The 17,591-nt window shown below is 69.0% G+C and carries 24 protein-coding genes; 19 read left to right on the top strand and 5 right to left on the bottom strand.

Going from position 1 to position 17,591, the window contains the following annotated elements; translation table 11 throughout:
• Positions 1–192: 192 nt before the first annotated feature.
• The 4 genes from ACYVIH_RS03815 to ACYVIH_RS03800 are packed head-to-tail and all read left to right on the top strand — an operon-like array spanning position 193 to position 3,630.
• On the top strand, positions 193–1,584 hold the full coding sequence (locus tag ACYVIH_RS03815) for an alpha,alpha-trehalose-phosphate synthase (UDP-forming) (RefSeq protein ID WP_460866198.1): 1,392 nt from the start codon (positions 193–195) through the stop codon (positions 1,582–1,584).
• A gap of 18 nt (positions 1,585–1,602) precedes the next feature.
• A complete protein-coding gene (locus ACYVIH_RS03810; RefSeq protein WP_460866197.1) occupies positions 1,603–1,815 on the top strand; it encodes a DUF2795 domain-containing protein in 213 nt (70 codons plus the stop codon).
• 22 nt (positions 1,816–1,837) lie between these two features.
• Complete coding sequence (locus tag ACYVIH_RS03805) at positions 1,838–2,644, top strand: hypothetical protein (protein WP_460866195.1); 807 nt, start codon at positions 1,838–1,840, stop codon at positions 2,642–2,644.
• Between the two features lie 29 nt (positions 2,645–2,673).
• A complete protein-coding gene (locus tag ACYVIH_RS03800; protein ID WP_460866193.1) occupies positions 2,674–3,630 on the top strand; it encodes an ADP-ribosylglycohydrolase family protein in 957 nt (318 codons plus the stop codon).
• A 76-nt stretch (positions 3,631–3,706) separates the two neighbouring features.
• Here the strand turns inward: ACYVIH_RS03800 and ACYVIH_RS03795 are convergent, their stop codons facing one another.
• Complete coding sequence (locus ACYVIH_RS03795; RefSeq protein WP_460866191.1) at positions 3,707–4,006, bottom strand: ArsR/SmtB family transcription factor; 300 nt, start codon at positions 4,004–4,006, stop codon at positions 3,707–3,709.
• Positions 4,007–4,147: 141 nt separating this feature from the next.
• Here ACYVIH_RS03795 and ACYVIH_RS03790 point away from each other — a divergent pair, with 141 nt between their 5' ends.
• From ACYVIH_RS03790 to arsB (ACYVIH_RS03755), 8 genes are all read left to right on the top strand, one after another.
• Positions 4,148–5,476 (top strand): NAD(P)-binding domain-containing protein, encoded by a 1,329-nt coding sequence (locus tag ACYVIH_RS03790; RefSeq protein WP_460866186.1) that lies wholly within the window; start codon positions 4,148–4,150, stop codon positions 5,474–5,476.
• Positions 5,473–6,678, top strand: coding sequence for an MFS transporter (locus ACYVIH_RS03785; protein WP_460866184.1), 1,206 nt, complete (start codon positions 5,473–5,475; stop codon positions 6,676–6,678). The genes ACYVIH_RS03790 and ACYVIH_RS03785 overlap by 4 nt, the downstream gene beginning before the upstream one ends.
• Before the next feature lie 135 nt (positions 6,679–6,813).
• Positions 6,814–7,107, top strand: coding sequence for an ArsR/SmtB family transcription factor (locus ACYVIH_RS03780; protein WP_460866181.1), 294 nt, complete (start codon positions 6,814–6,816; stop codon positions 7,105–7,107).
• 14 nt (positions 7,108–7,121) lie between these two features.
• Positions 7,122–8,153, top strand: a complete 1,032-nt coding sequence (locus ACYVIH_RS03775) for a permease (protein ID WP_460866178.1) — start codon at positions 7,122–7,124, stop codon at positions 8,151–8,153.
• 48 nt (positions 8,154–8,201) lie between these two features.
• Positions 8,202–8,447 (top strand): thioredoxin family protein, encoded by a 246-nt coding sequence (locus ACYVIH_RS03770; protein ID WP_460866176.1) that lies wholly within the window; start codon positions 8,202–8,204, stop codon positions 8,445–8,447.
• Complete coding sequence (locus tag ACYVIH_RS03765) at positions 8,444–8,899, top strand: OsmC family protein (protein WP_460866173.1); 456 nt, start codon at positions 8,444–8,446, stop codon at positions 8,897–8,899. Before ACYVIH_RS03770 ends, ACYVIH_RS03765 begins: the two co-directional genes overlap by 4 nt.
• A 1-nt stretch (position 8,900) precedes the next feature.
• Positions 8,901–9,347: a universal stress protein gene (locus ACYVIH_RS03760; RefSeq protein ID WP_460866170.1), complete on the top strand. Its 447-nt coding sequence runs from the start codon at positions 8,901–8,903 to the stop codon at positions 9,345–9,347.
• Entirely contained in the window at positions 9,344–10,468 is a 1,125-nt protein-coding gene (arsB, locus tag ACYVIH_RS03755; protein ID WP_460866167.1) for an ACR3 family arsenite efflux transporter, read from the top strand. The genes ACYVIH_RS03760 and arsB (ACYVIH_RS03755) overlap by 4 nt, the downstream gene beginning before the upstream one ends.
• 109 nt (positions 10,469–10,577) lie before the next feature.
• On the opposite strand, the gene ACYVIH_RS03750 is transcribed toward arsB (ACYVIH_RS03755), so the two are convergent.
• Positions 10,578–10,904, bottom strand: a complete 327-nt coding sequence (locus ACYVIH_RS03750) for an ArsR/SmtB family transcription factor (protein ID WP_460866164.1) — start codon at positions 10,902–10,904, stop codon at positions 10,578–10,580.
• Between the two features lie 52 nt (positions 10,905–10,956).
• Here ACYVIH_RS03750 and arsB (ACYVIH_RS03745) point away from each other — a divergent pair, with 52 nt between their 5' ends.
• From arsB (ACYVIH_RS03745) to ACYVIH_RS03725, 5 genes are all read left to right on the top strand, one after another.
• Complete coding sequence (gene arsB, locus ACYVIH_RS03745; protein WP_460866161.1) at positions 10,957–12,081, top strand: ACR3 family arsenite efflux transporter; 1,125 nt, start codon at positions 10,957–10,959, stop codon at positions 12,079–12,081.
• A gap of 16 nt (positions 12,082–12,097) precedes the next feature.
• Positions 12,098–12,757: an arsenate reductase ArsC gene (locus ACYVIH_RS03740; protein WP_460866158.1), complete on the top strand. Its 660-nt coding sequence runs from the start codon at positions 12,098–12,100 to the stop codon at positions 12,755–12,757.
• The gene (locus tag ACYVIH_RS03735; protein WP_460866156.1) at positions 12,750–13,163 is read left to right on the top strand and encodes an arsenate reductase ArsC; all 414 of its coding nucleotides are present in this window, start codon (positions 12,750–12,752) and stop codon (positions 13,161–13,163) included. The genes ACYVIH_RS03740 and ACYVIH_RS03735 overlap by 8 nt, the downstream gene beginning before the upstream one ends.
• Positions 13,046–14,230, top strand: a complete 1,185-nt coding sequence (locus ACYVIH_RS03730) for an ArsO family NAD(P)H-dependent flavin-containing monooxygenase (protein WP_460866346.1) — start codon at positions 13,046–13,048, stop codon at positions 14,228–14,230. The genes ACYVIH_RS03735 and ACYVIH_RS03730 overlap by 118 nt, the downstream gene beginning before the upstream one ends.
• 61 nt (positions 14,231–14,291) lie before the next feature.
• A complete protein-coding gene (locus ACYVIH_RS03725) occupies positions 14,292–14,627 on the top strand; it encodes a YnfA family protein (RefSeq protein ID WP_460866153.1) in 336 nt (111 codons plus the stop codon).
• 37 nt (positions 14,628–14,664) lie between these two features.
• Here the strand turns inward: ACYVIH_RS03725 and ACYVIH_RS03720 are convergent, their stop codons facing one another.
• The 3 genes from ACYVIH_RS03720 to ACYVIH_RS03710 are packed head-to-tail and all read right to left on the bottom strand — an operon-like array spanning position 14,665 to position 16,327.
• The gene (locus ACYVIH_RS03720; RefSeq protein ID WP_460866343.1) at positions 14,665–15,585 is read right to left on the bottom strand and encodes an FAD-dependent oxidoreductase; all 921 of its coding nucleotides are present in this window, start codon (positions 15,583–15,585) and stop codon (positions 14,665–14,667) included.
• A gap of 26 nt (positions 15,586–15,611) precedes the next feature.
• Complete coding sequence (locus ACYVIH_RS03715; RefSeq protein WP_460866151.1) at positions 15,612–16,016, bottom strand: FAD-dependent oxidoreductase; 405 nt, start codon at positions 16,014–16,016, stop codon at positions 15,612–15,614.
• Positions 16,016–16,327 (bottom strand): thioredoxin family protein, encoded by a 312-nt coding sequence (locus tag ACYVIH_RS03710; protein WP_460866149.1) that lies wholly within the window; start codon positions 16,325–16,327, stop codon positions 16,016–16,018. The genes ACYVIH_RS03715 and ACYVIH_RS03710 overlap by 1 nt, the downstream gene beginning before the upstream one ends.
• A gap of 48 nt (positions 16,328–16,375) precedes the next feature.
• Between ACYVIH_RS03710 and ACYVIH_RS03705 the strand changes: the two genes are divergently transcribed.
• A complete protein-coding gene (locus tag ACYVIH_RS03705) occupies positions 16,376–16,795 on the top strand; it encodes a heavy metal-responsive transcriptional regulator (protein WP_460866147.1) in 420 nt (139 codons plus the stop codon).
• Between the two features lie 173 nt (positions 16,796–16,968).
• Complete coding sequence (locus ACYVIH_RS03700) at positions 16,969–17,502, top strand: DinB family protein (protein ID WP_460866145.1); 534 nt, start codon at positions 16,969–16,971, stop codon at positions 17,500–17,502.
• The last annotated feature ends 89 nt before the right edge of the window (positions 17,503–17,591 follow it).

Below are 17,591 nucleotides of genomic sequence, written 5' to 3'. Positions count from 1 at the left end.
ACTCCAGAAATTTGCGAGGGGCGGTGGGAACCAGGGGTGTCGCGACTCGGTCGATGGGTCTGCGACTGAAGGACGAGTCTACCCAAGCGTGAGAGTGACACGCGCGCCCAGGCGGGTGCTGCCGGTCAGTCCCTGTGCTGGCGCGGACCGGCGGGGAAGATCCTTCTGTCACGTAAGGGTAGACTCTGGGGAGTGATCAGCGACGACGCAGGCCTGGTGGTGGTCTCGAACAGACTCCCCGTCCAGCGCGCCGGTTCCACCTGGCGGGCATCGGCCGGTGGGCTCGTCACCGCTCTGCGTCCCGTCGTCGCCAAGCGACGCACCACCTGGGTCGGTTGGGACGGCGGCTCCCGCGACCTCCCCGACACGCTTCCGGGCACCGACGCTCGGCTGGAGCCGGTGGCACTGTCCCGGGACACCGCACGCGGCTACTACGACGGATTCGCTAACGCCACGCTGTGGCCGCTGTTCCACAACCTGGTCGGGACGCCGGAGTACGACAACCGTTGGTGGGCGTGCTACCAGCGCGCCAACGAGGCGATGGCCGCGGCGACGGCGAAGATCACCGTCAACCCCGACTCAGATCTGGTGTGGGTCCACGACTACCACCTGATGCTGATGCCGCAGATGCTGCGCGAAGCCGGGCTCACCCGGATCCGGTTCTTCCTGCACATCCCCTGGCCGGCTCCCGAGCTGTTCAGCAGGCTGCCCTGGCGGGCCGAGCTGCTGCGTGGCCTGCTCGGCGCCGAGGTGCTCAGCTTCCACACCGAGCGGTACCGCAAGAACTTCGTCCGCTCCTGCGGCCGCATCCTGGCCGACGAGGTGACCGTCCGGGGCAAGAACCTCGAGCTCGCCGACGGTCGCGTGGTCAGGACCGCCGCCAACCCGATCTCCATCGACGTCGACGAGTTCACCCGAGATGTCGACACCCCTGACGTCACCCGCAAGCTCGACCAGCTCACACGCCAGTTCGAGGGCCGCCACGTCCTCCTCGGCGTGGACCGGCTCGACTACACCAAGGGGATCCTCGAGCGGCTGCTCGCCTTCGAGCGGCTGCTGGAGCGTCGGGCCGACCTGCGCGGCAAGCTGTCGCTGGTCCAGATCGCCGTGCCGAGCCGAGGAGCGGTGCAGCAGTACCAACAGCTCCGGGAGCAGGTCGAGCTGACCACCGGCCGGATCAACGGCCGGTTCACCGAACCCGGGCAGGACGTGCCCGTGCACTACTTCCACCGGGGCGTCCCACGGGCCGCGCTGCTGGCCTACTACCAGCTCGCCGACCAGATGCTGGTCACCCCGCTCGAGGACGGGATGAACCTGGTCGCCAAGGAGTACGTCGTCGTCTCCCACGCCGGAGGACGCCCCGACGGCGCGCTCGTTCTCAGCGAGTTCACCGGGGCCGCCACCGAGCTCCGCGAGGCGTTCATGTGCAACCCCTTCGACATCGACGGCACCAGCCGCGTCATGGAGCAGGTCCTCGCCAGCGACGCGCGAGACCGGCACCGCCGCATCCGGCTGATGGCTCGACGAGTACGACGCGCCGACATCCACCGCTGGGCAGCAGCCGAGCTCGACACCACTATCTGAGGAAGGAAACCGCACACCGTGGACCACACGGTCACCCGAGACCAGATCGCCTACTACGTGGGCAACGCCTTCACCGTCACCTGGGCCAGCCGCACACAGCTGCTGCGCACCGCCTACAACAACAACGCCCCCCACGAGGTCATCACCGAGCTCCTCGCCCTGCCCGAGCAGTTCTACAAGAACCTCGACGAGGTCTGCGACTGGATGCCGCACCTGGCAGCGAGTGCCTGACAGAGGGGAGGTGACCTGACCCGTGGCCACGATCAGCCAGTGCCCCGCCTGCGGGGAGGACGAGCGCCTGCGAGGACGTACCTCCGGTGACGACATCGAGGTGACCTGCGAGGCCTGCGGCGCCCAGTGGCTACGCGGCGCGACTCGATGCAACTCCTGCGCCCGCGCGGACGTCGTCGTCCGTCCCCAGGTGATGACCCGGCAGCCCCGCGGAAACCAGCTCGCGATCGTGGGACGCCGTGACCTGCCCCTGTGCCCGGTCTGCGACGCCGACGCGATCGCTGAGTCGCTCGGCGGGAACCGACCGGTCCCCGAGACCTACGTGTCGGTCTTCCTCTTCGGGCGAGACGTGCCCCGTCACCTACCCAGGAAGCCTGCACCTGCGGCCGGCACCAACAGTGTCGACAACGCGCCGGCGGAGGGCGGGACGCGGGCACCCCTCGCGGCATCGACCACACCTACGCCGAAGGCGGAGAAGAAGCCTCCCGCGAGACGCCCAGGACCTGCGCGACCGGAGCCGTTGCCAGCCAAGGAGCAGCGCCTCAACCGGCCGACAGCTCGCCAGGCAATCGAGGCTTACCTGAGCGCACATCCCGAAGCCGACAGCCTCGCGATGCTCCTTCTAGGCCAGCACCTCGGTCCGGCAAGCCGCCTCGAGACGCTCGACGGGCCGGGCACGGCTGACTCGCTGCGGCGCTGGTTCGACGCCACCTGGGACGCCCGTCAGGATGAACGTCGCCGCACCGCCGCAGCCGCCATCACCAGAGCAATGGAGTACTGGCGTGCCCAGGGCTGGCTCACCGAGGACCCAGCTGCAGGGCTCCGCTGAACCCCCACCACCGATTGAACGGAGAACCTGTGCTCCACGTGGACCAGTCGACGAGGACGCACGCTGCCAGAGGAGCCCTTTTGGGCGCGGCATGCGGCGACGCCGTCGGTGCACCCTTCGAAGGCTCGAGGGCTGTGTCCCGGATGCTGGCCGAGAACTGGATGACCTCGGCCAGGGCCATGCGATACACCGACGACACGGCCATGACCCTGGTCGTCGCGCGTCACCTCCTCGCCACCGCGGGCACCATCGACGAGGACCGGTTGGCAAGAGACTTCGCGGAGGAATGGCAGGCCGAACCCGATCGCGGCTACGGCTCCGCTCCTCCGCGGATCTTCCGCGCAGTCCTGAGTGGCGACGACTGGACGACCGTCACCCGAACCGCGTTCGGGCAGACCGGCTCCTGGGGCAACGGGGGAGCCATGCGCGTGGCACCGGTAGCCCTCCTCCCGCACCCGGTAACCGAGCGGGTCCGCCTGGCCCGCCGGCAAGCCGCTGTCACACACGCCCACCCACTGGCACAAGACGGTGCGGCCGTGCAATGCGCCGCCATCGCCCAGGCGGCAACGACCGCGGGGGAGGACATCGACGCGGCCGAATTCTGCGCGGTTCTTGGCCAGCACGTCAGCACCCCGGAGTTTCGTGACGCCCTTGCCGGCATCCGGGACCTCGCACGAACAGGCTCGGCCCCACGGGAGATCGCCGCCCGGCTCGGAGCCGACATCACCGCCCTGGGATCGGTGCCCACAGCTGTCGCGCTCTTCCTCAGCAGCCCCGATGACCTCGAGGCGGCCCTGATCTCCGCCGTACTCGCCGGGGGAGACACCGACACCATCGCCTCGATGACCGGAGCCATCACCGGCGCCCGCACCGGGCAGGCTGGTCTGCCGTCCCGACTGATCAGCCGCCTCGAGAATGCGGAGCAGATCCTCGACCTCGCCGACGACCTGGCGGCACGGTCAACGAGTGGACGCCTTCGCGACTGACTATCGGAGCGCAGCCGCCAACGCGAGGACGGACGCAAGCGTGTTTCTGAAGCTCCGCACGGGGTCGACAGTCGAGTCAGGGCGCAGCCGAAATCTTGCCGGCGAGGGCCTCGAGGCTCCCTGGAACGATGCTGTAGTAGGCCCACTTGCCTCGTCGCTCGCGGGCCACGAGTCCGGCCTCGACGAGGATCTTCATGTGGTGGGACACCGTGGGCTGGGCGAGGCCGAGGAATCCGGTCAGGTCGCAGACGCACGCTTCCTGCCGGTCGGCGGCGGCGATGAGGGAGAGCAGCTTGACCCGTGCCGGGTCACTGATCGCCTTGAACATGCGCGCCAACGTCTCGGCGGTCTCGTCGTCGACGATGCCTGCGGTCATCGGTGAGCAGCAGGCGGCCAGGGCGTCTGACTGGATCAGGGGAAGTGGGGGCGGCACGCCTCTAGTCTTCCTCATTCATTGACATTTGTCGATGGGTGGCTATGGTGGTCGCATCGAAGAACTTGAATGTGAGGAGCTGGGATGTCTGAGTTGCCTGTTGTGGTGATCGGTGCCGGTCCGCAGGGTCTCTCGGCTGCGGCGCACCTGCTAGAGCGGGGGCTGGAGCCGCTGGTTCTGGAAGCGGCGGAGGGTCCGGGTGCTGCGGTGAGCGAGTGGGGCCACGTGCGGTTGTTCTCGGAGTGGCCGGAGCTGGTGGACAAGGCGGCGGTGCGTTTGCTGGAGCCGACGGGCTGGGTGGCACCGACCAAGGGTTACCCGACCGGCGCTGAGTGGGTGGAGAGCTACCTCGCGCCGCTGGGGAAGGCTCTGGGGGAGCGGGTCCGGTACGACGCACGGGTCACCGGTGTCTCGCGCAAGGGCCGGGACCGTCTCGTGGACGCCGCCCGTGGCGACCAGCCGTTCACCATCCACGTCACCGACTCCTCGGGCAACGAGTCCCGGTTCGAGGCACGCGCGGTGATCGATGCCTCCGGCACCTGGCGCAGGCCCAACCCCGCCGGCGCCGACGGGCTCCCTGCACTGGGTGAGTCCGCGAACGCCGACCTGGTCGCCTACGCGGTCCCTGACTCGCAGGCGCCTGGCCGGTTCGCCGGCAGGCACACGGTCCTGCTGGGTGCCGGGGACTCCGCGCTCAACGCCGTCCTGGAGCTGGACCGGATCGCGCAAGAGCACCCGGGGACGAAGGTCACCTGGGCGCTGCGGCGCGGCAGCACCGCGAACACCTTCGGTGGCGGGACAGCGGACCAGCTGCCGCAGCGGGGCGCTCTCGGGGTTCGCGCTCGTCAGGCGGTCGAGGAGGGGCGCGTCGACACCGTGATGGGGTTCCGGACGGCTGAGCTGCGCCGCGAGGGCGAGCAGGTCGTCGTGGTGGCCGAGGACGGCCGCGAGCTGCCTGCGGCGGACACCGTCGTGGTGCTGACCGGCTTCCGTCCCGACCTGTCGTTCCTGTCCGAGCTCCGCCTGGACCTGGACCCGACGCTCGAGGCACCACGCCGGATCGCCGCCGAGGTCGACCCGAACATCCACTCCTGCGGCTCGGTCCAGGCAACCGGTGCCCACGACCTCGCGCACCCGGACGAGCCGAACCTGTTCCTGGTGGGGATGAAGTCCTACGGCCGTGCTCCGACGTTCCTGGCGATGACCGGCTACGAGCAGGTCCGCAGCGTGGTCGCCATGCTGGCCGGTGACGCCGAGGCCGCAGCGCGGGTGGAGCTGGAGTTGCCCGACACCGGTGTGTGCGGCGGCTCGGGGTTGTACGACGACCCCGAGGGTGCCTCCGGCGGTGGCTGCTGCGCGGTGCCGGAGCTGGAGGTCCTCACGATCGGGACCTCACCGGTCCGGGCCGGGTGAGCCGACCGCCGCGGGGCGTCCTCGCCACGCTGTCCCTGACGGTCACCATCAGCTACGGGACGCTGTACTACGCGTTCGCGGTCCTCGCACCGGACATCACTCGCGACACGGGCTGGTCGCTGACGGCCATCACCGCTGCCTTCTCCCTCGGCAGCGCGATGACGGCGCTGGCCGGGATCGCCGCGGGCCGGATGATCCAGTCGCGGGGACCGCGACCGGTCATGGTCGCCGGCGGGGTGGTCGGATCCGCGGGCCTGCTGGTGGTCGCGGCCGCGCCTGCCTACCTGTGGTTCGTCGCCGGGATGCTGCTGTGCGGCACGGGCGCGGCCGGGCTGTTCTACGCCCCGGCGTTCGCCGCCATCACGCACTGGCACGGTCCGCGGCGGGTCCAGGCGCTGACCACCCTGACGCTGGTCGCGGGTTTCGCCAGCACCATCTTCGCGCCCGTGACGACGGCGCTCGCCGACCAGACCAGCTGGCGGGGCGTGTACGTGATCTATGCCGGACTGTTGATGGCCACCGCCGTGCCGCTGCATGCGATCGTGCTGGGCCATCCGTGGCCGGCGGACGGGGGCCACGCGCACCGGGGGAGGGACCGCGCGGTCCTGGCCAGCCAGACGTTCGTGCTGGTCGCCATCGCCGGCACCCTGGTCACCCTGGCGATGTATGCCTCACTCATCGCGCTGATCCCGCTCCTGATCGAGCGCGGGATGACGCCGGCCATCGCGGCCTGGGCGCTCGGGCTCGGCGGGGCAGGTCAGGTGGCCGGCCGGCTGCTCTACCCACGCCTGGCCAGGGTCTTGCCCGTCCGGACCCGGGTCACGCTGGTCACCGGTGCGATGGCCCTCACCCTGGCCGCGCTCGCGGCCATCCCCGGTCCGCACCTGCTGCTGCTCGGCGTCTCGATCCTCGCCGGCGCCGCTCGAGGGCTCTATACCCTCGTCGGTGCCACGCTCGTCACCGACCTGTGGGGACCCGAACGGTACGCCGCCATCAACGGCACCCTGACAGCCCCGATGGCGGCTGCGGTGGCGATCGGCCCGTTCCTCGGCGCGTGGATCGCCCAGGCAGCCGGGGGCTACGGGACGACGTTCGTGGTGCTGGCGGCCCTGGCAGGGCTCGGCACACTGCTCTTCGCCCGCGCCGTGGGCCACACTGCCACCGCACCTGGTCGAACCTCTCCGGCCGCCCGATCCGCGTGAGTCCCGAGGAATCGGCCGGTCACCACGAGGGTGGCGCGACGGGTCTCTTGGACCGGCTCGCAGGGTCGAACGTCCCTGGGAGAAGCACCGGCACAGGCCTACGTTTCAAGTGTGGCTGCATCAAGCTCGATTGAAGTGCCAAGGTCCTCGAGCGGTCAGGTGGACGCGGCGGTCGCCTTGCTGACCGCGGCCGCCGATCCGGTGCGGTGGACCATCCTGCGACGGCTGACCACCGGTCAGGCGTGCGTGTGCGACCTTCAGGGCGAGGTGAACGTTGCGCCCAACCTGTTGAGCTACCACCTGAAGGTGCTGCGCGAGGCGGGGCTGGTGACCTCCACGCGGCGTGGCCGGTGGATCGACTACCGGCTCAGCGACGGGGCGATGGATCGTCTCGCCACTGCTCTTCCGAGTAGCGAGACACAGCCGTGAGCATCGTCGAACGGATGCCGAGCAGCACACGTGGCCGCTGGGGGACCTTGACGTCGGTGGCAGTGCTGTGGGCGGCGGCGTACTGGGTTAACGAGAGGGTCTGGGACCTGCTCTTCTACGACCTGCTGGGCATGCCGGCGGAGGCGCGACTCACCGAGACACTGCACTTCTTCTTCTACGACACCATCAAGATCGCGCTTCTCCTCACGGGCATCATCTTCGTGATCACCATCCTGCGGTCCTACATGAGCATCGAGCGCACCCGCGCCCTGCTCGGCGGACGGCGTGAGGGCGTCGGCAACGTGATGGCGGCCGGACTGGGCGTGGTCACGCCGTTCTGCTCGTGCAGTGCAGTGCCGGGGTTCATCGGGTTCGTCTCCGCTGGTGTCCCGCTCGGGGTGACGCTGAGCTTCCTGATCGCCAGCCCGCTGGTGAACGAGATCGTTATCGGCCTGCTGTTGAGCCTGTTCGGGTTCAAGGTCACCGCTGTGTACGTCGGCGCCGGACTGAGCATCGCGATCGTCGGCGGCTGGGTGCTGGGCAGGTTGAAGCTCGAGCGGTGGGTGGAGCCGTTCGTGTTCGAGACCAAGCTCGGTGGCCAGGTCATCGACTCCACCGCCGGCTTGACGTTCAACCAGCGGGTCCAGATGGGTGCCGAGGAGGTCGTCACGGTCCTGCGCAAGATCTGGCCCTACCTGCTGGTCGGCATCGGCGTCGGCGCGGTCATCCACGGCTGGGCACCGGAGGACTTGTTCGAGCGGTACGCCGGCCCGGGCAACGCGTTCGGGGTCCTCGTGGCCGTGCTGATCGGGATACCCCTGTACTCCAATGCCGCCGGCATCCTCCCGCTGGTGGAGGCCCTCTACGACAAGGGCCTGCCGATGGGCACGCTGCTGGCGTTCATGATGGCCGTCGTCGCGCTGTCGCTCCCGGAGATGATCCTGCTGCGCCGAGTCCTGAAGCCCCAGCTGCTCGTCATCTTCGTCGCAGTCGTGGGCGTCTCCATCGTCGCGGTCGGCTACCTGTTCAACGCCCTCGTCACCTGAACCACGGACACACAGAACCGTCGAAACGGCGGCGGAAAGGAGCACATCATGATCGTCAAGATCCTCGGCCCCGGTTGCACCAACTGCAAGAACCTCGAGAAGGCCACCCGGCAGGTGCTGGCCGACCTCGGCCTCGACGCCACCGTCGAGAAGGTCACCGACTATCCCACCATCGTCGGCTACGGGATCATGTCCACGCCCGGCCTGGTCGTCGACGAGAAGGTCCTGGTCTCCGGCCGGGTGCCCAAGCCGGCGGAGATCCGCGAGCTCTTGAACGGCGTCCGCGCGTCATGACCACCGCGCCCACCGAGTACCGCATCCGCGCCCAGTCCGGCGCCGGCGGTGAGGGCGCGACCGTCCATGCGGCCGGGACAGACATCGGGTTCGACGCCACCTGGGGCGGTGCCCCCGCGGGTCTGCCCGGCCCGGCCGAGCTGTTGGCGAGCGCCCTGGCTGCTTGCCTGCTGAAGAACCTGGCGAGGGCAGGCTCCATGCTGAAGTTCGACTACACCGACGCGAGCGTCGAGGTGACCGCCCGCCGGCAGGACACGCCGCCGAAGTTCGTGGAGCTCACCTACACACTCCACGTGACCACCGATGAGCCGAGCCGCCGCGTCGAGCTCGTCCACCGCAACCTCCGCAACTACGGGACCGTCTACAACACCCTCGCCACGGTCTGCGACGTCCACGGCGACATGGTCGCGACCCCGGCCGCTGACCCTTCGACGCCGAAAGGAGTGGATTGACATGCCCGAGGCACACGAGCCGGTCGTCGTGGTCGGCATCGACGGTTCGGAGTCGAGCAAACAAGCCCTGCGATGGGCGGTACGGCAGGCCGAGCTGACCGGCGCGGAGCTGGTCGCGGTCACTGCCTGGCACCTGCCGGAGATGTATGCCTACGTCAGCCGGGACTACGACGTCGACGCCGCCAACCTGCTCGACGGCGTCCTCAAAGAGGTCCTCGACCCACCCCCCGACGTGCCGGTGACCCGACGCGTGATGGAGGGCCGCGCGGCCTCGGTGCTCATCGACGCTTCCCAGGACGCCGACCTGCTGGTGCTCGGCACCCGCGGTCACGGCGGCTTCGAAGGGATGCTGCTGGGCTCGGTCACCCAGCACTGCGTCCACCACGCAGCCTGCCCCGTGGTCGTCGTACCACAAACGCAAGAGATGACGCGTAGAAGGAAGCGATGATGAACCCCTCCCACAAGCCAGTGATGACGGCGCCCGAGCAGGAGGCGGTCGTCTCCCGCCTCTCGACCAGGGACCGGCTGCTGCCGCTGTGGATCGGTGCCGCAATGGTCGCCGGCCTCCTGCTGGGTCGGCTCCTTCCCGGCCTCGACGACGCCCTGGAGGCGGTCAAGATCGGCGAGACGTCGTTGCCCATCGCGCTCGGCCTGCTGCTGATGATGTACCCGGTGCTGGCCAAGGTCCGCTACAACGAGCTCGGCAACGTCACCGCCGACAAGCGGATGGTGACCGCCTCGCTGGTCCTGAACTGGCTGGTAGGCCCGGCGGTCATGTTCGCGCTGGCCTGGATCTTCCTGGCCGACCAGCCGGAGTACCGCACCGGCGTCATCCTGGTCGGCCTCGCCCGGTGCATCGCGATGGTGCTGATCTGGAACGACCTGGCGCGCGGTGACCGGGAGATGGCGGCAGTGCTCGTCGCGCTCAACGCGATCTTCCAGGTCCTCACCTACGCCGCGATGGCGGTCTTCTACCTCAACATCCTGCCCGGCTGGCTCGGGCTGGGCACCGAGACCGTCGCCGTCTCGATGTGGGACACGGCCAAGACCGTGCTGATCTTCCTCGGCATCCCGCTCGCCGCCGGGTACCTGACCCGGGTGCTGGGGGAGCGCAGGCGTGGCCGCGAGTGGTACGAGGACCGGTTGTTGCCCAAGATCGCACCGATCGCGCTCTACGGGCTGCTGTTCACCGTGGTCGTGCTGTTCGCGCTCCAGGGCGAGACCATCACCTCCGAACCGTTCACCGTCGCCCGGATCGCCCTGCCTCTGCTGGTCTACTTCGTGGTGATGTGGTTCGGCGCCTGGGCCATCTCACGGTGGCTGCAGCTCACCTATGAGCGCAGCACCGCTCTTGCGTTCTCCGCGGCCAGCAACGACTTCGAGCTCGCAATCGCCGTCGCCATCGGCGTCTTCGGTGTCACCAGCGGCCAGGCGCTGGCCGGTGTGGTCGGCCCACTCATCGAGGTGCCGGTGCTCGTCGGCCTGGTCTACGTCGCCCTGTGGCTGCGGCACCGGCTCAGCTGGCCCGAACCGACCGCACAGAACTCTCACCAGCACGCCACCGGCTGACCAGAACACCGTGGACACCGCTCCCAGGGACCACGAGCGGCGTCACGTTCTGCCACCTTCCGAGGCGTGGCTTGGGGTGCATTGCGCCCGGCCGGGCGCGAGCAGAGTTTCAGTCGCAGGCCGGGCGGCGGTGGTCCGACGTGTTGCGCGCGCTGTCCGCGAGGCGGCTGAGTGAGGTCGCGAGGACGTCGAGAGCCTCCGGCACCAGCTGGTAGTAGGTGTAGCGACCAGCAGGCTCGGCCACGACCAGGCCCGCTTCGCGCAGGATCCGCAGATGGTTGGAGACGTTGGTCTGCCGCGCCCCGGTCTCGTCCACGATGTGGCAAGTGCACAGCTGCTCGCGGGCAAGAAGCTCGACGATCTGCCGGCGCAACGGATCGGCGAGCACCCGGAACAGGTTCTCGACCGTCGAGTCAGTCTTGGTTGATGTCATCATTGACTGATACGTTAGCCGCCGTTGCTCACGCTGCCAAGCACCAAGGAGATACATGTCCTCCGAGCCCCGAACCGTCGTCGAGGCGAAGTCGACCGGCGCGGCCCCGCACGGCGTGGTCGGCGGCCTGTCCCGGCTGGACCAGTTCCTGCCGGTCTGGATCGGCCTGGCCATGGTCGTCGGCCTCCTCGCCGGGCGCTGGATCCCCGGGCTGAACGAGGCGCTCGAGGCGGTGAAGGTCGCCTCCATCTCCCTGCCGATCGCGCTGGGCCTGCTGCTGATGATGTACCCGGTGCTGGCCAAGGTGCGCTACGACAAGCTCGACACCGTCACCCGCGACACCAAGACACTGGTGCTCAGCCTGGTCCTGAACTGGGTCCTGGGGCCGGCGCTGATGTTCGCGCTGGCCTGGATCTTCCTGCCGGACCTGCCGGAGTACCGCACCGGCCTGATCATCGTGGGCCTGGCCCGCTGTATCGCGATGGTGATCATCTGGAACGACCTCGCCTGCGGCGACCGGGAGGCCGCCGCCGTGCTTGTTGCGCTGAACTCGGTGTTCCAGGTCTTCGCCTTCGGCGTCCTCGGCTGGTTCTACCTGTCGGTGCTCCCCGGGTGGCTGGGGCTGGACACCACCGGGCTCGAGGTCTCGCCCTGGACGATCGCCGGCAGCGTCGTGGTCTTCCTGGGGATCCCGCTGCTGGCCGGCTACCTGACCCGTCGCATCGGCGAGCGCCGCCGCGGGCGGGAGTGGTACGAGACCCGCTTCCTGCCGAAGATCGGTCCGTGGGCGCTGTACGGGCTGCTGTTCACGATCGTGCTGCTGTTCGCGCTGCAGGGTGTGGCGATCACCTCCCAGCCCCTCGACGTCGCCCGGATCGCGCTGCCGCTGCTGGCCTACTTCGCGATCATGTGGACCGGCTCGCTGGCCCTGTCCTGGGCAGTCGGGCTCGGCTACGAGCGGTCCACGACGGTCGCGTTCACCGCGGCCGGCAACAACTTCGAGCTCGCCATCGCCGTGGCGATCGCGGTCTTCGGGGTGACCAGCGGCGAGGCGCTCGCCGGTGTGGTCGGCCCGCTGATCGAGGTGCCGGTGCTGGTCGGGCTGGTCTACGTCAGCCTCTGGGCGCGCCGGTTCTTCCCCCGCGCCGCCAGAAGCACTTCCACCATGTCTCGCTCGTGAAAACAGGAGAACTCCCATGACCGACAACACCGAGGGTCTGCTGAGTTTCGAAAACGCGATGGAGCAGGTCACCCGCGATCTGGCTCACTATTACGCCGACTGCTTCGGCCTGGAGACCGTGCGCAGGTGTGTCGAGGAGTCCTATGACCTTCTCGCCTCGACCGCACGGGTCCGGGCACACCTCGTGCCGCTCACGTCCAACTTCGCTCGCGATCGCCTCGCCTCCCTCGCCAAGGCCGAGGGCCTGACCACCTCCGAGGTGCCGCAGGTGCTCTTCGTCTGCGTCCAGAACGCCGGCCGCTCCCAGATGGCGGCCGCGCTCCTCGCCGACAAGGTCGGTGACAGGGTCGACGTCCGTTCCGCGGGCTCCGCCCCGGCCGCAGACGTGCACCCCACCGTCCACCGCGCCATGGAGGAGGTCGGCATCGATCTCTCCACCGCCTACCCCAAGCCCCTCACCGACGAGACAGTGCGCGCCGCCGACGTGGTGGTCACCATGGGATGCGGCGACGCCTGCCCCGTCTACCCCGGCAAGCGGTACCTCAACTGGGAGCTGAGCGACCCCGCCGCCACCGACCTCGACGGCGTCCGCCTGCTGCGCGCCGAGATCGACGCCCACGTCACCGACCTCCTGCAAAGCCTCGACATCGACATCGAAAGGCCAACACATGCCTGACAAGCCCAGCGTCCTCTACGTCTGCGTGCACAACGCGGGCCGCTCCCAGATGGCCGCGGCGTACACCATGCACCTCTCCGGTGGGGCCGTGGAGGTCCGCTCCGCGGGCTCCGAGCCGGCCGACCAGGTGAACCCGTCGGCGGTGGAGGCGATGCTCGAGGAGGGCATCGACATGTCCGCCGAGCAGCCGAAGATCCTCACCACCGAGGCCGTGAAGGACTCCGACGTCGTCATCACCATGGGCTGCGGTGACACCTGCCCGATCTTCCCGGGCAAGCGCTACGAGGACTGGGTGCTCGAGGACCCGGCCGGCAAGGGCGTGGAGTCGGTGCGCCCGATCCGCGACGACATCCGCCGCCGTGTCGTGGCGCTGCTGGAGTCCCTCGACGTTCCGGTGCAGGCCTGAGCGCGCGCAGGACCCAGGTCGTCGTCATCGGCGGCGGTCAGGCCGGTCTCGCGGCCGGCTACTACCTGCGCCGCGCCGGGGTTGACTTCGTCGTCCTCGACGCCGCCCCCGCGCCGGGTGGGGCATGGCGGGAGATGTGGCCGACCCTGCGTACGTTCTCACCGACGCAGTACTCCTCCCTGCCCGGGTGGATGATGCCGCCCTGGATCGTCGACGACGGCTACCCCCTCGCCGAGCATGTGGTCGACTACCTGACCCGCTACGAGCGGCGCTACGACATCCCTGTCATCCGCCCGGTGCGGGCTGGCTCGGTGTCCCGCCTCGAGGGTGGTCTGCTCGTTCGGACCGACGCGGGGGAGTGGGAGACCGAGGTCGTGGTCAGTGCGACCGGGACCTGGTCGAGGCCGTTCGTCCCGGCCTACCCCGGCATGGAGGAGTTCGCCGGTCGCCAGCTGCACACCGCCGACTACCGCGACAAGCACGAGTACGACGGGCAGCGGGTCGTCGTTGTCGGCGGGGGCAACTCGGCCGCGCAGATCCTCGCGGAGGTCTCGCAGGTCGCCACCACCACCACCTGGGTGACGACGAGACCACCGCGGTTCCTCCCCGACGACGTCGACGGGCACGACCTTTTCGCGATTGCCACCCAGCGCCGGCGACAGCTCGACGCCGGACACCTGGACGAGGGCGGGGTGATGGGCCTCGGTGACATCGTGATGGTGCCCTCGGTGCGCGAGGCGCGCGAGCGCGGCGCACTGCTGGCTGAACCGATGTTCGACCGTCTCACCGAGCGCGGGGTCGCCTGGGACGCGAGCGGCCGCGTCGTCGAAGCGGACACAGTCATCTGGTGCACCGGGTTCCGGCCCGCGCTGTCCCACCTCGCACCGCTCCGGCTCCGGAACACCGACGGTCACATCGCCACCGACGGCACCCAGGCGGTGGAGGAGCCCCGGCTCCGACTGCTCGGCTACGGCGACTGGACCGGCCCGGCATCGGCAACCCTGATCGGCGTCGGACGCCCCGCCCGCGACATGGTCGCCTCGGTCCAAAGCCTGCTGCGGCAGTGAGGCGACGTCGAGGGTTCTCCGCCGTGCCGTCTGTGGCGAATCGGCCTGGCAGACTGGGGCCATGACGATCACCCGGTCCGTGCTCTTGTTCGTTGTGGCCGCAGTGGCTGAGATCGGGGGCGCCTGGATGGTGTGGCAGGCCGTGCGCGAGAACCGAGGCTGGGCGTGGGCGGGTGCCGGGGTCATCGCGCTGGGCCTGTACGGCTTCGTCGCCACGTTCCAGCCCGACGCAAACTTCGGACGGATCCTCGCAGCCTACGGAGGGGTCTTCGTCGCCGGATCTTTGGCATGGGGGATGGCCCTCGACGGATTCCGACCCGACAGGTACGACGTTGCCGGCGCCTTGATCTGCCTGCTGGGAGTGGCCGTGATCATGTACTCCCCGCGCTCAACCTGACTTTCCTGCAACTGGCTGTCGCGCAGCTTGGCCGGGTTCAGAGGATCGAGCCGAGGTCTGATCCGATGGTGGGGTAGGCAGCGGTCATGGACTTGAGCTGGCGGGTGGTCAGGTTGAGCTTCATGGCGAGGCCGAGGAAGTTGATGAGCTCGCCGTACTCGGGGCCGAGTAGGTGTGCCCCGAGGATCCGGTCGGTGGATCGGTCGATGAGGATCTTGGTGGCGGCGGTGGTCTCACCGATCCGGTAGTTGGAGTACCAGCCGCTGGTGTCGCGGTGGCGGACCGCGACGTCGAGACCCTGCTCGCGGGCTTCTTGCTCGAGCATCCCTACCCGGGTGAGCTCGGGGATCGTGAACACCGCTGTGGGCACGCCGGCGTAGTCGGGGACGGTCGTGGTGGCTTTGAGCATGTTGGACGCGGCGACCTTGCCTTCGAACACCGCGACCGGGGTCAGCGGCATCCCGGGGCTGTTGGCTGCGTCGCCGGCGGCGTAGACCGCCGGGTTGCTGGTGCTCTGCAGATGAGCGGCCACCCGCACTCCGTGCTCGTCCCACTCGACGCCGGCGGCGTCCAGGTCGAGGGCGGCCAGGTCGGGTATCCGGCCCGCGCCGTGTATGACGAGGTCGAACTCCACCGTCTCGGCTTGGCCGGAACGTTCCATAGTGACCTGGTATCCGGTCTGGGACTTCTCGATTCCGGTGATCGTGGTGGAGCGCCACAGCTCGATGCCTGTGTCGGCGCCGCGGCCGATGAGGAGCTCGACGAGGTCGGGGTCGAACGCCTTGAGCGGCCGCGGCCCGCGGTCGATGATGACCGGGCTGATGCCCGCGCGCGCCGCGATGTGGGCGAACTCGAAGGAGATGAAGCCACCCCCGACAAACAAGATCCGCTCCGGCAGCTCGCGAAGGTCCATGAAGCCGGTGCTGTCGAGCAGGTGCTCGTGGCCGGGAAAGCCCAGCGGCCGGGGGCGGGCGCCAGCCGCGATCAGGAAGTGTGCTGCCTCGTAGGAGGTGCCGTCGATCGCGATGGTGCTCGGGCGGGGAACCGCGCCAGCCCATGCAGCGTGTCGACGCCGTTGCCTGCCAGGCCGTCCTCGGTGCTTCGCGGGATCGGGTCGGTGAAGCCGTGCTTGTGCTTGATCAGGTCGGCCCAGTTGATCGACAGGTCGGCATCGTCGATGCCTTTGCCGCGCATCAGCCGGGCGCTGTCGACGATCTCGGCACCGCGCCGCAGGATCTTCTTCGGGTCACACCCGCGCAGAGCACAGGTGCCGCCGTAGGGGAGTGCGTCGACGATCGCGACCCTCCAGCCCGCGGCAGCGGACTTGTTCGCCGCCGAGACACCGGCCATGCCGGCACCGATCACGATCAGGTCGTAGCTGTTCGTCATCACGCCCCCTCTGCGGCCACGGCGAGCGCGTCGCGGAGTTGCTCCATCGTCGGCGACCCCGCCAGGCCGTCGGGCGTGCGGTAGACCCGACACGACAACCCCACGCCGGCGCCCGGCTCGGCGAAGACATCGACGCCGTCGATCAGGATGCTCGGCGAGCCGTGGAACCCCAGCCGCTCGGCCTCCTCAAGGGTCTCGACGCGGTGCCGCGTCACCACGACATCGGGGCGCTCGGCAGCGATCGCGGCCAGCCGCTCGTCGGCGACCTTCCAGTTCGGGCAGTCATCGAAGTACAACAAGGAGACGTCCATGCCCGCGACGCTAAACCTTGTACCGTGGTAGAAGGTCAAGGGTGAAGGGTGGACGAAGTGTTGATCGGGGAGCTTGCCGATGCTGTCGGAGTGACCAGCCAGGCCGTCCGGTTCTATGAGCGCAAGGGTCTCTTGCCCGACGCCGAACGGGGCGCCAACGGCTACCGGGTCTACGACGATGCCACGCTCGCCCGGCTGCGGTTCATCAACCTGGCCCAGGCCGCCGGGCTCACCCTCTCGGAGATCCGCAGCATCATCGACCTACGCGACGACGGGACCGTGCCTTGCGCGCACGTGGTCACGCTCATCGACTCCAGGCTCAGTGACGTCCGGGCACGGATCCGGCATCTTGCCGCGCTGCAAGGCGAGCTCGAAGCTCTCCTCGAACACAGCCGCCTGCTCGATCCCGCCGATTGTGCAGACGACGACATCTGCCACGTCCTCACGAGCCCGTCGAAGGACACCTAGAACCCACCGGTTCTCGGACCCGACCTCTGCGCTGCAGTTGAGTGCTTGCTTCTGGCGGATATGACGCGCGTTCCGGATCTGATCCTGGCTTCCTTCAGCTCGACTCCGCTTCGCTACTGGGGTGTAGAAGTTGCTGCTCCTCATGCGGTCAGTGCCTTGGAGATACTGGCTCCATGAGCGTGAACGGCGGGCCGGCCGACCGGAGATCCATCCACGTAGAGCTGGAAGGTGCCCGCAGCGACCTGCATCAGCTGGTGGCCCGCGCCACGTCCGTCGACCTTCGTCGGCGCACCGACGGCACCCGCTGGACCAACCAGCAGATGCTGTGGCACATGGCGTTCGGGTACCTCATCGTGAGCCGTCTGCTGCGACTCGTCCGCCTCTTCGGGCGGCTACCTGAGCCGTTCAGCCGGAGCTTTGCGGCGGTGCTGAACGCGGGTACGCGGCCGTTCCATCTCATCAACTACCTCGGCTCTGTCGGCGGGGCGCTGGTGTTCCACGGGCCACGGCTCACCCGGCAGCTCGACCGTACGATCGACCGGCTCCACCGCCGCCTTGATGCCGAGTCCGAGGCAGCGCTTGCCCGGCGGATGCACTTCCCGGTCGGCTGGGACCCATTCTTCCGCGACACGATGACCCTGGAGGAGGTCTACCACTACGGCACCCAGCACTACGACTTCCACCGATCCCAGCTCACTCTCGAGTAGCCCCACAGTCGGCCGGCACCCAGATCCGAGGTCGGCAGGCGGCGGTGTGCAGCGGCTGGCCGGGGGAGTGGGCGGTGGAGATCTGACTG

It is taken from the genome of Nocardioides pakistanensis (assembly GCF_054781215.1).
This window is presented reverse-complemented; position numbering and strand designations above follow the sequence as displayed.